The organism is Phormidesmis priestleyi ULC007 (assembly GCF_001895925.1).
GTDB lineage: Bacteria > Cyanobacteriota > Cyanobacteriia > Leptolyngbyales > Leptolyngbyaceae > Phormidesmis_A > Phormidesmis_A priestleyi_A.
Map to the genome: position 1 here is coordinate 40,004 of NZ_MPPI01000031.1, position 14,471 is coordinate 54,474.

Sequence of the window (14,471 nt, forward strand, 5' to 3'; positions counted from 1 at the left end):
CGCCCCCTTACGCGATTGAGCAAGCTGCTGTAGCAAGCGTTTCAGGTCTTACGTATAGACGCTAGAACAGCTTGAGTGGCAGCTTGCGATCGGCTTCTACCCATGACCCCAACTTTATCCCAGAGAGTTATGGCTAATCCTTTACCGCAGGTACAATTTCGAGCTTCCCATACGCTGAACGGCGCACCTGACCGTCCAACCTTAGTGCAGAATTTACACGCTGCCTTAAAGGGGGGAAATCCGACTTACGATTTCTTTTCAGGAGATATGGCTGCTCTGCACGACATCGCTCAACAGATCGCGAACAACGGTGATAGTGCATGGCAACAAGCTTCCCAGCCGAGTAGTCTAGGGTACGACTTTCTCGATCCCAACGCCCCTGTTCACTATGTGAAAGGCAGCAAAGGCACCCTGGTAGTGCAGGTTCTAGCGGACAATAGCATCCTGGGGCAAGATACACCGGACTACAAACAAGCGGGCATTGCGACCACCTATCTCGTTACCGACCAAGGACCCATCAGTGTCATCGTCAACTGGGTGGAAAAGCTGGGTCCGGCGATCGCCAGTGTCGCGATCGCACCAGCTCTCCTGGCAATCTTGGGAGCGTTCAAGACTTTTCTGCAATCCTACCTGACCCGCGCTTATAGTGCTATTGCCGAAGGTGCGACCGACTCGGCAACGGTCAGTGAGGAAGCTGCAACTGAAGCCGCAGAAGATGCCGCAATTGATGGGGAAGTGGTCGCGGATGAAGTCGCCCTTTCACTCACCTTCAGCCCATTAGCGATCGTGGGAATTGCAGTCGCCGCGATCGCCGCCATCATCGCGATCATCTTGTTCTTCCTGGCGAAGACGATGATCTGCCTGGTCAAAATCTTCAACTACACCGATCAAACCTTAAATCTAGCGCTGTGCTATGAGTATGACTTGGTGGCGAAAGAAGTTCCCCAATCGGGGAGTATGCCCCCAATCGGAATTGCACCTGCGCCCCCTGGGGTGAAGCCGTTGGACTCGGTGATCTACCGCGCAGACTACCAGTTTCAGAATGATTCCAGTGTTAACGGTTTAGGAGTCGTTATTCACGGCGATGGATCAGGAGATTTCCCTGGCATGACGGCTGTAATTGATATTCCGGCAGTTGGCAACAACTCCTTATATGTTGACCTCAAGAATACTGAAGACTGGGATCAACTGTATGAAAACATTGATCACGGTCAGTACGATCAACTCACCATGGGTGTATCGAACAGCGGATACCAATTATCGATCGCCACCAATCAGCTACGGGGCGAATCACCCTCTCCGATTACCGGTGAAACGGGTTACTTCTACGAATATCTCATTGTTATTGAAAAAGGAGCATCCTGATGTCTGACACAGAACACCAGTTTAATTTTGGCTTCGACGTGCATGATCAAGCGGTTAAGAATGACAACAACTCATTTAAGAACCTCTTAGACACAATCACAACTCAGGGAGGAGACAGTGTACATCAACTATTTGCATCAGATCTGTCGGCGCTGCAAAATTTGTATGCCGCGATCGCAACGGGTGGCGAGAGCGTTTGGTTAAACGGAACTGATCCATCTAATCTGCCTGTCTTGTATGTGGAGATCGGCAATACTTATCTGATGGTTGGCGCATATTTCTCCGAAGATGGCATCAGTATTCTGCAAAAGGGCACCGCCGATCTCGAAACGTTTGAGGACGTTGGGGCTACCTATGTCACGCTGACAACGGGCACAGGCACTGACCAGGAAAGAACTATTCAAGTGATGGCTAATACGATCGAGTACGCAGGTGTAGGTATTGCAGAAATTGAGCTGGAACAAGCCAAAGAGAACGTGATCGAGACACTGGTGGGCAAGACTAAGGAGTTTGTTTCTCTGATGGTTGAGTCTCTGATCGAGGTAGGAGAGCTAGATGCGGTTGCCCTCGACGCAAAACTCGCTTCAGAAGCACAGAAAGCCGGTGAATCAGCAGGAACTGACGGCGAAGAGATCGTGATCTCCGAAACGCTCACCATTTCAGCGAACATCGAGTTCGTTCTTGGAGTCGCTGGTGTGGTATTCACGTTAGGCACCTTCGCGTATGGGCTAATCATGCTCCTATTGGAGAAACGGATGATGTCTTACGTGCGCTTTTTCAACGCGACCTCACAGGAGATCGATTTCAGCCTGTGTTTTATCGAAAAAAGCTGTACCTCCGCGATCGGTCCTCTGATTCCGAATGATGTTAAGACAATTCCGGGCATTTCACCCGCTTGGGTTCCCGCCTGGATGATTGGCTCGACTCCTATCCACTACATCGATCTAGCCTACTTCAACACCGATCTGACGGCAGATCTCGGCTTTGTCTTGAAAGCTGCCCCAAATGAAACATGCCCTGGCTTTAACGTGGTTGTCAACATTCCCAATACCGGGGAAAATAAGCTGTATGGCAGCTTTAATACTCAAGACGATTGTCCAAGTTATTGGGCATCTCATAAAGATTCACCAGCCACATTGACCTTCTGCGCCACGTCTGGCAACTTTACCCTGCGCGTTGCGACTAATCAGTTAAAGGGAGAATCGTCCTCACCCACCGATGGCACAATGGGCTACAACTACGAATACGCGATCGTGCTGGAGGAAAACTAGAGGTACTGTGATTCTGGCGATCTTCTGGCGATTTCTTGGCGGTAACTCTCTATAACTAAATTTAAGGTTGCATCAGTTGAGTCAGGGTAACTTGCATCACTCACATTATTCCTAGCTTGTAGAAATATCTTTCACTGAGTAGCTCAGATTTTATTGAGTGATATACGCTCAGTGGTTCTTTATTGCAGGTTTTTATCATGTCATACACTCTCAAAGTCGATCGCGACACTTGGCTCAAACTGAGTACAGCTCAAAGTACAACATTACCAGATGACCAAAAGCAAGCCGTTTCGACTGGGACAATATTACCCATCTCCAGTTATGAAATCATGGGCAACTACATCAAAGTTTCCCTCGGTGATGACGCTCAAGGAAAACAACTCGCCTATCAGGGACATAACACCTGGTATGTGTTTAGACCCCATGTTGAAATCCTACAAGATGGGAAGCCTTTGAGCCTAGTCCCAACATCTGTTGACTTGCCCGTGCCTCACTATGATTACTACGACCAAAATGACAATCAGGAAGCACCGGGGGGATCGTGCAATGTTACGGCGATCGCGATGGATTTAGCGTATCTAGGCGTTCCTCAACAGCATACCCAAATGCGCTACCCCGATGAACTCGATGCGTATTGCGACGAGCATGGTTTAGACCGTCATTCTCCACTCGATTTAGCCAAAGTGGTTGAAGCCTATGGCTGTAAAGATGACTTTAGTTACACCAGCAATTGGGATCTGATTAAAACCTGGATTGCAAGTGGATTGCCCGTAGTGGTGCATACCCAGTTAACTCAATCAGGACATGTTATTTTATTGCGCGGGTATGACGAAACGGGCGTTTGGGTAAACGATCCGAACGGGGTTTGGACTCCAAATGGCTATGACGAAAGCAAAGGTGGAGAAAATCTACACTATTCCTGGGATCTGATGTATCAGACGGTTTCCAGTGACAATCAGCTTTGGGCACATCACATCACAAAAGGCGTGTAGCACTTTAAAGGTCGTATGGAAGAATTGTCAGTACTCAGGAAACAGAAGACTTCCAACGGGCGATCGCTGAGGAGTGAGATCTGGGCTGACAACTCTGCAACAGATTATGACGTTCTCTAAACCTACTATCTCATTCGCGATCTCTTGGCGATCGCCTTCTATAACCGATTAAGTTGCATCGAATACTTCCAATCAGCAGGAGGGTTGACCTATGGCAAAAAATATAGCCCCCTACCGGATCTACGTGATTCGCTGTTGGGAAGAGCAAAGTTTTCATGCAAACATGAACGTCTACCGTTTCACGCTGGATGTTCCTGCCACGGGTCAACGAATTGGTTTCACCAGTTCGGAGGAATTAATCAATGCCCTGGAATTAGCCCTCTCTCAAATTCAGACTCAGGCGATCGCAGATGCGACTGAGGATTCACCGGATCAAACCATTTAGGGTCTGGAAGCCAAGCACTTTTCCTGGTTCAGATATTGTCACGGACTTCTTACTGCGAGAAAACACCATGAAAGCATTTCATATTGATTTAAGTCACGTTGAAGAGACCTGTGGGATTTTGGTTAAGTTTCGATCGCACAAGTTGGAGATGCAGGCGCATGATGCTACCACAATGGCGGCGGCGAGACAGCAAAATTCTGCCCTGGCTGCCTTACCCCTGGAAACTTGCACTCGCTGCTTCACCCATTTTGTCCATGTCCCGGAAGACCTGTTTCCGTCGGATCGGATCAGTTGGATACGGATACTTCGCCCTCAGAAAGATCCGACAATCCCTGTTCCCGATTTGATTCAGATGAGCATCTATATTCCGGAGGGTTATCAGCTTCAGCACTTTCAGAAGGTGTTACTGAAACGGTCTAGTTACTTTCCTGCAATACTGAAATACTATGGGCTGGACGAGCATACAGCGACGGCTTTGAGTTTAGACATGCTGATGGGATGGCGGTCAATCTCCTCCACAGCTTTATCCGGTTGGCTATGCACCCGTGGGGCAGACGGTTCCGGCTTATCTGCTCACGGCGGATACTTGCAGCACCTTTGCTCCTACCCAGTTTATCCCTCCCCTGACAACGATTACTCAGTCTAAAAATGGCAAGGGGATGGATTTTAGCTATGTAGACCTGAGTGGTCAGGATGTCTCAGGAGTGGATTTTACTGGAGCCAATTTTACCGAGGCGAATCTGACGGGGACTATTTTTGAGGGTGCCATTCTGACCCAAGCCGTTTTCGTTGGAGCCAACCTGGATCAAACCAGCTTTGATGGGGCGACCTTAGATCAGGCAAACTTTTCGGGTTCCAATACGGTATTGACGACTGTTCAATGGGGACAACCTAAAAGTGCCCAGACTATCAATTTCAGTGGGTGTGATGGGCGGGGGACAAAACTGGTGGGAACATCGGGAAATTTGATCCCCTGCAATTCAGCCAATTTCACCAACAATGCCAATTTCAGCGGGGCAACGCTCAGTTACCTGATGCTGGATGCTGCTGACCTGACTGGGGCGATCGCAGCCAGAGCCAATTTTACCGGGTCATCCCTGCAACAAGTCAAGGCTCATGGGTCCAACTTTTGTGGTGCAATTCTGAATCAGGCCAATCTCAGCAATAGTCAATTTGGCGCAAAAGCCTTGCTGTTTGTCCTTACTACAAACCTGTCGAATTACATTACCGAACTCAATCAAAGTGATGGTAAAGCCGTTCCCCAGGATATTATTAATGCCTTTAATCGCAATGGAATTGATGTCTTAAACAGTATTGTTACGGTGCTGGTTTCAGGGCAAAGCTGGCTCATCACTACCGGAACGATCGCCTACAATCTGCTGCTGAGTGCAGATAGCTCTCAACTCCTCGTCTACCGTTATGGTGGAGCAGTGGCGGCCAGCTTTGCCGGAGCTTCCTTAAACAGCAGTACCAGTTCAGGGGCTAATTTCTCTTCGGTGGATCTGTCCAATAGTCTGTGGCATAATGCTATTGCCAATCATACGGATTTAGAATCCACAAACCTCGCAGGCAGTTTTTTCCTGGAAGCCGACTTTACCCAAGCGATCGTGGCGGGCACAATTTTCTCCAGTGCCGTGCTGATTCAAACCCGGTTCAGGGGCGTACAACTCACGAACCCTGGCTTCACCAACGCCCAACTTCAGGGAGCCGATTTTACCGATGCCACCCTGATCAATGGCAATTTATATCAAGCCGCGATCTCCTTGCCGTTTGGTGTGCCCCTATTTGTGATGGATAGCAGCTATACCAGTGATTTGAACAACGGCGATCTCGCTGCCATCACCCCTTTTACCAGCCAGGGGTATCCTTTAGGCAAACAGGCGAGCCTAAGCCCGTTGTCCGGTTGGTTAATTGATAATTCCATGGATACAACCCCGTCCATCAAAACCTTTTTCATTGATGTCAACCTGAATGTCTATGATTTCCTGAATCCTACTAAGCCTTTATTTTTCCTCTCTACCAAATACAAGCCCTTCCTGAATAATCCCAATCCTAACGATCTCTTAATCAACTGGTTCAAATCAAACAATTGTTCCCTCAGTGCCCAGGCTGTGATTGCCCCCATTACTGCCTGGAATATTAGCAATAGTCCTGATGCACCCGTGCCCCAACCCGTCATTTACGAAAGGATTGCGATCGTCTCCGAAGCAGATGGCTGTTTGCATGTCTATGGAACAACTCTGTTGTGGTTGAAAAACTTCCCGACCTATCCATCTGATATTGCCTTCGGATCTACTCTAGCAATTCAAACTGCCATCAATTCACAAACTATCTGCCCCAATGGACAACCTAACAGTGAATTCGACCCTGGGTTCTACACTTGGGAACAAATGATGACTTGCCCTCACCCCGTAACACCTTCCTATCTGGATGCAGCCAATCATGACCCATGATCTCGCTGTCAGAAATACGGAGAATATGGTTCCGTGTTGTTCAATACCAGAGATTCTATTCATTGTTTTCATTAATTTTCAAGAGGTTTATTCAGGATTACAGAGATGAAAAAACTAGTCACTTTTTTGAGTCTGGCGTTATCAGTTATTGTTCTTATCTTATTAGTGAAGCCAACTGCGATCGCGGCACGCCCAGCAGCCCCAGACTATCAGCGCTACATCACCTTTCACAACGACTTCGACTTCCCGATCTTTCCAGTGATTCAGGTGCCCGCAGATATCTGTGATGGCGCAGGGGTTACCCGTGTGCGAAGGATTGTCGTCAATGGAGCGGGTCACGATGGCTTGCAGCCGAACGAAACCCTGACGGTTTTGATTCCACAAGAATCGAACAATCCCAGCAGTCCTGCCGATCCAATGATTCGATGCTGGTATCGATCCGGGCGGATTTACATTTTCCCCGTTAATCTCACCACCTTTGAAGGAAACATGGTTGAGGTAGATTCAAACAATTCTTCCCAGACAACCAACTATAAAGACCCCACGCATCCCAGTGTTGCTGTGCCCTGCTATGAAGGCCCCAGAAACAAGCCGGGAGCGAGCGGTAACTGCACAACCGGCGTTGCCGATAATTCCTTTGCTGCCGATGTACCCGCTCAGTTGGCAGAATACACCTTTGACTCCGATAATGCATCCACCAACGGCGATCCCGATTCGGGCATTGCCATGGCAGATATCGATGTATCCCATGTGGATGATCTATATCTGCCGATCGCTGCCTCGGTCGTCAACAATGGTGCAACTGGCTACATGGGTGGGGCGATGGATTTCCCCACATTCCAGCAGCGGATCAGCAGTTTTTTCACCCAGGTTCCCTGGCCCAATTACTCGGCATACCTGAGCCAAAATCAGCCGGTTCCCAACGTTATTAGAAACGCGATCGACACGAAACAATTGCCGCCGGATCTGGGTGGAGGAACCAATACTCCCGCACCGCATCTGCCAGCGGGCTACAACAGTATCCAGAATACGCTTTCTAAAGCGACCTCTTCGGTTTACGAAATAAAGGACAGCACATCGAACTATTTGATCAGTGGAGTTCTCAACCAGAACGCCCAAGTGCAGCCCTATCTCGATCGATGGATGGGGTGGATGCAGCCGAAGAACGGAGATCCTTGCACGGGGGCAAATTTTGACCAATTGATCTGGCCCGATGGCATCACTTCCACGTTCAACAAACAGAATTTCTGTGCTCAATTTCAGACCACTGCTCAGACCGTCTGGAATCATTTCTTAACTGACCAGACAGATGGATTTCAGTCAAACCAGGCGCAATTTTATAAAGATTGCGGGTTGTCCGATGCAAAGCCCGACCAAAATCAAACCAATGCCTGCATTATCCAGCATATCATTGGGTATAACTCAACCGTGCTGGGGGGCGAGTTGCCTGGGCAAGTCCAGGCTTTGTTGCGGGGCGTAGCTTATAACGCTGCGGATGGTATTGACCCCAATAACCAGCAGTATCAATACGATCCATTTTTGACTTTTGCCGCCCCCTATAACAGCCAATTCAACCTCGACCCCTATACTCGCCTGATTCACAGCACAAAGGACGGAGTCGGTGCGGTTGCCTACTCGTTTTCGATTGATGACAAGTACGGCAACTTCCGCGATGCTTCCCTGGGCATCCTTGTGGATGCGGGGGGAACCAGTGCCCTGGATAATCAACAGCCCTACGACCCCTACCAGCAATACCAGATGAACTGGGGGTATAACCGAGACCAATTTAGTTTGATTGCGATCGCATCTGGGGTGAATCTGGCGAATGTTCAGGCACAACTGCAGGCGATCGCCGCGCAAAACGATAACCGCCCGTTCCTGATCAAGCAAAACCAGACTATATCCGTGTTGGGTCATGCTACCAGCACCAACTGGACGCTCACAACCCCCCTCGTGACCCTGGCGCAGTTGCAGTATCAGGCACAGCAGGAAGAGGCACGCGGGAATACTAAGTACTACCAGACTCTGATCGATTATCTGTTTGGCAATTCAACAGCGAATCCGCCAGTTCAGAGTATTTTCCCCACTGCTGCCTGGGATGGAAACAGCCAGAACCCCCCCCCGGCTATCGACCTGCTGGACTTCGATGCTGCTTCAAACTGGTCTGAGGGTCAGGCAATCCTGTATGGCTACATCATCCAGCAGAACGCCGATGTGCCTGCCAAAGGCAACTGGGTAAAGGCATCCGTATGCGGCTTCCCAAAACCCATTACGATTAATCAACCGGGATCGCAGAGGCTCCCCGTCAAGCTCAATCAGCCTTGCGAGATCACTCTGACAGACACGTATAACGAAACCATGACCTTTAGCCTGACTCCAGCATCCAAGCAGGTCACCGACACTTACACGGGTACCCAGGTGTCGGTGATGAGTCTCCCGATCGGCGGAACGTTCAGCGGTTCGCCTCTAACCGTCAGCAATCTGACGGCAAGTGATCTGAAAAATTGCCAGAACAACTCTTCAAACCAGAGGATCGCTGGCTTTTGCAACAACATCACCCTATCCGCCGTGTGGTCTGCCGATGCGATGTCACGCGATATCGTTTATATGGGGCTTGATCCGAAAGATATGCCACGGGTGAATGTCAACTTGCCCGCTGCGCCGCCAACCCCGATAGACCCCACCTTGGTGAGTTGGACACCTAACGCTGCAATTACCTTTCAACAGCAGAATGGTCAGATTGTGCAGGTGAGCTGGCCCGCGGCTGTGGTTGGACCCAACCAAACCCTGCAATATACCCTTTATGTCAAGGATGGGTCTGCCTGGACACCGCAGTCCTGTGACCCATCCCAAACGTCTTGCAGGCTAAACTTGGGATCATCCGCAAGTGTGTATGTGATTGCAATAAACACCTCGGCACCGACGAAGCCACAAACCACCAACCTGTATGGGTGCTATCCTGCGGCAAACCCGTGCCCACCCACCACCTCAGGACGAGCACCAAAACCTCGCTCTCCCAGGCGCTGAAATGTCCAGCCTGGTGCCGAATTTTTGTGATAAGTCAACCACAATTGTGAACGCCATGAATACTGTGAAAGCGATCGATCCTAATGTTGCCAAAACTCACACTGCACTGTTTGATACCTGGTTTTCGATCGAGCAGTTGCCCATTCCCCCTGCGATCGCTCCCGACATTGCCAAAATTGCAGCGGAAGTGAAACCGCCGCCGGAAGTGAAAATAAGCCAGATTGGGTTTGCCAATACTCAAGACGATGGCGATAAATTTCTCCGCCGTCATCTGCTGATGTAGGCTCCCGATGAAACTTACGGAAAACCGTTTACGTCACCGATAGACGATCAGGGAGAAATCAGCCGATCGTTGCAGTTGGGTCAAACTCCGATTCGTCAACTGACAGGCGATGGCAGCGGCTACCGCGATCGTGATGACCAACTCGCTAGCTATCAGGCAATGCTGAACTTCCGAGCGGTCGGCGGCAAATTGGATCGGGTTGCGCCAATCGTCAGCGTCAACAGGACTGGACAACCTTGCTAAACACCTTTGGCTTAACGAAGTTTGCCCAATTGCCGATTATGGAACTGCGCTCGCGCCCCAAACAAACGCCTTAACTACATCGCGTTAAACAAAGTGATGAAATCGGCAACCCCTTTTCTAGTACAGCTCATATTTCATCAACTGACAGGGCAGCGTTCCATTATAGACCGCAACTCGCTGGGATGATTTGAGTCCGATCGACTGTGAGAGTTCCTTATTGCCACTTAGCACAAAAGCTGTCCAGCCTTTGAAGCGCTGCTTCAGAACGTCGCCCAGCAGTTTGTAAAACGCGCCTAGATCGCTGTCTCGCTCTAGCCGTTCGCCGTAGGGCGGATTGCAAAACAGCACGCCGCTGTCTGCGGGTGCCACTACGTCAGACAGCTCGATCGGGGAAAACCAGATGTGGTCTAATACACCACAACGCTGGGCATTGGCGATCGCCTGCTGAATTACTTCCTCGCTGCGATCGCTGCCCCAAATCGGTGCGGGCAAGAGATCTCGCTGGCTAGATTCTGCTTCTTGAATCAACTGCTCTAGAAGATCTGGGTCAAAGTCGAGCCAGGTTTCAAACCCAAAGCGTCGGAACAAACCGGGCGCAATGTTAAGCGCCTTGAGACTGGCTTCTAGAGGCAGCGTGCCAGAACCACAGAGCGGGTCGTAAAACATCTGCTCTGGCTGCCAGCCCGATAGCTGAATCAGCGCTGCCGCCAGAGATTCTTTTAAGGGCGCGGCTCCCACAGCAGGGCGGTAGCCGCGGCGGTGAAGGCTGTCTCCAGAACTGTCGAGGCTAACCGTGCAATGATCGCGATCGACATAAACGTTAATTCGCACATCTGGCGCTTGCGTTTCTACGTTTGAGCGATCTCCAAATGCTGCTTGCTGCTGGTCAACGATCGCATTCTTGACCTGAAGTGCTGTGAAGTGGCTGTGGTTGAGCTGCTCATGTTTGCCAGTGGCATTCACCGCCAGCGTTTGGTCAGGCGTGAGATATTGCGACCAATCGATCGTTTGAATGCCGCGATAGAGATCTTCTGCATCACGGCAAGGAAATTCGTGCAGTTTCACCAGGATGTGGAACGGCAGTCTTGCCCAAAGGTTAGCGCGGTAGAGTAGGGCGCGATCGCCCTCAAAAGCAACGCCACAAAAACCTGACTTAACGGAACTTGCACCCAGTTGCTCCAGCTCTTGAGTTGCCAGCGCTTCTAATCCCCGCGCAACCGTTGCAAAGCACTGATTCATATAAGCTGTATGTCCTATGCCGCTAATGATAAAAATTCGATTCAAGGTTCATGGTATTTGCAGCGTCTTAAAATAAATCGCAATTTTTGCTTTGAATTGAGAACTATACTGTTTGCGCTTGTTTTTGCTCATAACCATTCCTATCATGGATCGGGGTTTTAGAGCTTATTCTCCTGTCCAGTTTTTGGGTTCCACCTCAGTTTCCCTTAAAAATGAAAAATCCTTCTCCTATAGTGCTGTCCCTTCCTGTTACAACACTAGGTCTAAGAACTGATGCCTGATCATGTTTATCAATTACGCCAGGTGATGAAACTATAGAAATGTTACCCAGTTTTCGCAACCTACTTGGAAGGTCAAACCCTCTATAAAGTGAGAACCCCTCCACGAAGGCTTTCCCAATCTTCAGGGATTAGCCCGATCGCCGTTTGTTTATAGCCTTCTTTTGAGCGATCGTTACCAACAGTCTTGAAGGATGCTTTCTATAGTAGGAACATCTTGCTTGCAACTTTTTCGAGGCAAGGACTGCGGCCGGAACGACACATCATTGATCAAGGCTATACCAATGCTTATTTAGAGGTTTCCTGGTTTACCGTGGCTTGGTCAGCCGTGCTTCGATTTGCGGTGGTTTGATTAGCTGTCGAGGTCGGTTTACTGCCTGAATTGCGGACATTAATAAATTTACCCAGTAATTCAAACCAGAACGGGGCACCCATCGAGATCGCCAACCCGCTGAGAAGCCAGCCCAAAATCATCCTGAGTGGAGGAAAAAACCATTGACTGCTTTCTTCTGTCTGTTGCTCCAGGTTAGCTGAGTCTCGTCCGATCGGTAGGGGAATAGATCGATTGACCTGATCCCGAAGACACTTCAGTTGCTTGCCAGTAGTTGTATCGCTTGGACTAGGCGGCAGGCATTCGATGTTTGTCGCTACCTCAGCCTTTTTAGCTAGGGCATCCCGTAGGGTAGGGTCTGTCGTGAGCCGACTCACCATATGAAAGGTGTCTGCATTGACGACCAGAGCAATTAAAAAGCCAATCAGAAACGTCACCCCTTTGGCATTGCGTTTGTAAACGCCAGAGGCTCGATCCATAGAGCGATCGAACCAGATTTGAATTTCACCTTTAAACTGGTAAAGTTCATCTTCTACATACTGTACCTGCGCCCGTTTCACGTTAATCTGCGCGCGTCGTGACAGAGCCGCAAGGCTTTCTCGCACCGAAGGGGGTAACGTTTGCCCGATCGCCTCAACGTCTTTTCTAATCTCGTCATAGGCTTTGTAAATCTTGTCATTTGGGTCAAGATTGCCAAACCGATTCTGAAGCAGTTGATAAGTATCGCTCACTCTAATGACTTGTTGCTGCTCATTCCTGACTTCTCCAATTCCTAAATCCAAAGTTTGGGCGAGACTGGGCTGTAAACGGCGAATAAGTTCGTCAGTGTTGCTGTAGCTGGTGTTATTGGAATCGGGGTTCCCCTGATAAAAAATCCCGTTTTTCAGAGATTTTATCTGACTAACAAACTTGACAATCTCAGGATCACCTTGCTGTTCAGTTGAAGTATCATCCTGAGCCTTTAGAGCGTTTGTAGGCGCAAGCAGTTTAGTCGTTTCAATAAATGAATTAAGTTCGTCTCTAAGTCGATTGACACAAGTTAGCAGGGTCGCTTTTTCAGTGCTAAAGTCTGTGCAAATAGCCTCTAACTTTAGCCGCAAACCAATCAAATCAGCCGTCAAATTTTGGCGAGTTTCATCTTTAATTTGAAGATCCTGTTGGTTAAGGTAGCTATCCAGTTTGTCCAGAATCTCCTCTTTAACCATCAGCTTCAAATTGAGCGCCGTCATCTTCTTTGTCAACTGCGAGAGGCTAAGCTTTTCTAGCAGCGTCGTTGCAAAGGTTTCCGAAGGCATATAAGAAGGCTCATCGCCCTTCAGCGTTAGCTTATCTTTTCTGCCGAGCGTGATTACAAAGCGAGTAATCTGCCGTAGCCATGACTCAATGCCCTCCTTAGATTCATGACTAATATTTTTAATCAGCGGGTTACTGTAAAGCGACTCAACGATTGTCTTGACACTCTTATCGTTAGCGGTTCCTTCTCCGCCCGTTAAAAGAGTCTCAATTGACTTCTTTAAATGAGCCGCCCGCCATTGCAGCAGAGTCGATAGCAACTCCTGAATTTCAGATACTAACAGGCTGAGAATTAGGTAAACAAACGCCAACCCGATCGCGATATCCAGAACGAATGGTAAATTCATCGCTACTAAACCTTTAACTTAAGTTTGTCCTGCAAAATACTTAACATCCTTACTCTTTCAGCAACACCCTTAGAACTGAATCATCTTTGCCCCTTGAACTTGTCAAGTCCAAATATATTTCTCAAAATTTTGGAAAGTCCAGATGGTGGGTCAGGCTGTGACCTCGTGGGTGAATCCTGCTTCCTTTCTGATGAGAGTGGAGCTTGACCTACTGCTTTAAAGAGCGGTGGGTGATCTGATGCAGAGTCGCCAATTTTAGGGAATCCAGCAATAGATGATTGAGAAAAATTAGGTGGTGAAGATCGAGGGGGCGGACTTGCCTCGGAAGTTCCTGATGGCTCAGAAGATTCTGCATCAAGGCGATTGATCGCTTCCCTCAATCGCTCTAATGGAGACCGCACTTCTGCCTGACTGATAGTTGAGTTTGTCTGACTAATCTCTTTTATAGAGGGAGTGGAAAAAGGGACAACAGGCTGAGAGTTCATGACTCCTGGCGGGGACATTGAAAAGGTGGTGGATGCTTTAGAAGTGGGCGAGATTCCAAACGCAGCGATCGAGAGCAGTCCAGGACTAGGACTAGGCGTTGGTGCGGGTATCGGACTGGGTGCTGGAGTCGGGCTAGGCGTTGGTGTGGGTGTTGGACTAGGTATTGGTGTGGGACTAGGTATTGGTGTGGGACTAGGTATTGGTGTTGGACTAGGGGTCGGTGTTGGACTAGGGGTAGGTGTCGGACTAGGTGTGGGTGTCGGACTAGGTGTGGGTGTTGGACTAGGTGTGGGTGTTGGACTAGGTGTGGGTGTTGGACTAGGTGTGGGTGTTGGACTAGGTGTGGGTGTTGGACTAGGTGTGGGTGTCGGACTAGGTGTGGGTGTTGGACTAGGTGTGGGTGTTGGACTAGGTGTGG

Annotated in this window: 12 protein-coding genes; 10 read left to right on the plus strand and 2 right to left on the minus strand. The window is 49.2% G+C overall.

Translation table 11 applies throughout. The annotated features are described in order from the left end of the window. Nucleotides 1–129 precede the first annotated feature (129 nt). The 9 genes from BRW63_RS20135 to BRW63_RS28445 all read left to right on the plus strand — a co-directional run bounded on the left by BRW63_RS20135 (nt 130) and on the right by BRW63_RS28445 (nt 10,079). A complete protein-coding gene (locus BRW63_RS20135; protein WP_106253949.1) occupies nt 130–1,365 on the plus strand; it encodes a hypothetical protein in 1,236 nt (411 codons plus the stop codon). Further along, a complete protein-coding gene (locus BRW63_RS20140) occupies nt 1,365–2,636 on the plus strand; it encodes a hypothetical protein (RefSeq protein WP_073074205.1) in 1,272 nt (423 codons plus the stop codon). Before BRW63_RS20135 ends, BRW63_RS20140 begins: the two co-directional genes overlap by 1 nt. Before the next feature lie 197 nt (nt 2,637–2,833). Then, nucleotides 2,834–3,628 (plus strand): C39 family peptidase, encoded by a 795-nt coding sequence (locus BRW63_RS20145; protein ID WP_073074206.1) that lies wholly within the window; start codon nt 2,834–2,836, stop codon nt 3,626–3,628. A 211-nt stretch (nt 3,629–3,839) separates the two neighbouring features. Continuing rightward, nucleotides 3,840–4,073 (plus strand): hypothetical protein, encoded by a 234-nt coding sequence (locus BRW63_RS20150; RefSeq protein ID WP_073074207.1) that lies wholly within the window; start codon nt 3,840–3,842, stop codon nt 4,071–4,073. A 67-nt stretch (nt 4,074–4,140) separates the two neighbouring features. After that, entirely contained in the window at nt 4,141–4,719 is a 579-nt protein-coding gene (locus BRW63_RS20155; RefSeq protein ID WP_073074208.1) for a hypothetical protein, read from the plus strand. A 13-nt stretch (nt 4,720–4,732) separates the two neighbouring features. After that, nucleotides 4,733–6,526 (plus strand): pentapeptide repeat-containing protein, encoded by a 1,794-nt coding sequence (locus BRW63_RS20160; RefSeq protein ID WP_073074209.1) that lies wholly within the window; start codon nt 4,733–4,735, stop codon nt 6,524–6,526. A 105-nt stretch (nt 6,527–6,631) separates the two neighbouring features. Continuing rightward, complete coding sequence (locus BRW63_RS20165; protein WP_073074210.1) at nt 6,632–9,553, plus strand: hypothetical protein; 2,922 nt, start codon at nt 6,632–6,634, stop codon at nt 9,551–9,553. 55 nt (nt 9,554–9,608) lie between these two features. Continuing rightward, a complete protein-coding gene (locus tag BRW63_RS20170) occupies nt 9,609–9,836 on the plus strand; it encodes a hypothetical protein (protein ID WP_143162087.1) in 228 nt (75 codons plus the stop codon). 69 nt (nt 9,837–9,905) lie between these two features. Next, a complete protein-coding gene (locus BRW63_RS28445; RefSeq protein ID WP_181314346.1) occupies nt 9,906–10,079 on the plus strand; it encodes a hypothetical protein in 174 nt (57 codons plus the stop codon). 117 nt (nt 10,080–10,196) lie between these two features. Here the strand turns inward: BRW63_RS28445 and BRW63_RS20175 are convergent, their stop codons facing one another. Then, nucleotides 10,197–11,318 (minus strand): THUMP domain-containing class I SAM-dependent RNA methyltransferase, encoded by a 1,122-nt coding sequence (locus tag BRW63_RS20175; RefSeq protein WP_073074212.1) that lies wholly within the window; start codon nt 11,316–11,318, stop codon nt 10,197–10,199. A gap of 566 nt (nt 11,319–11,884) precedes the next feature. After that, complete coding sequence (locus BRW63_RS20180; RefSeq protein ID WP_073074213.1) at nt 11,885–13,567, minus strand: hypothetical protein; 1,683 nt, start codon at nt 13,565–13,567, stop codon at nt 11,885–11,887. A gap of 483 nt (nt 13,568–14,050) precedes the next feature. On the opposite strand from BRW63_RS20180, the gene BRW63_RS28450 reads away from it, so the two are divergent. Next, nucleotides 14,051–14,471, plus strand: a 421-nt coding sequence (locus BRW63_RS28450) for a hypothetical protein (protein ID WP_189645273.1), incomplete at its 3' end; no start/stop codon positions are given.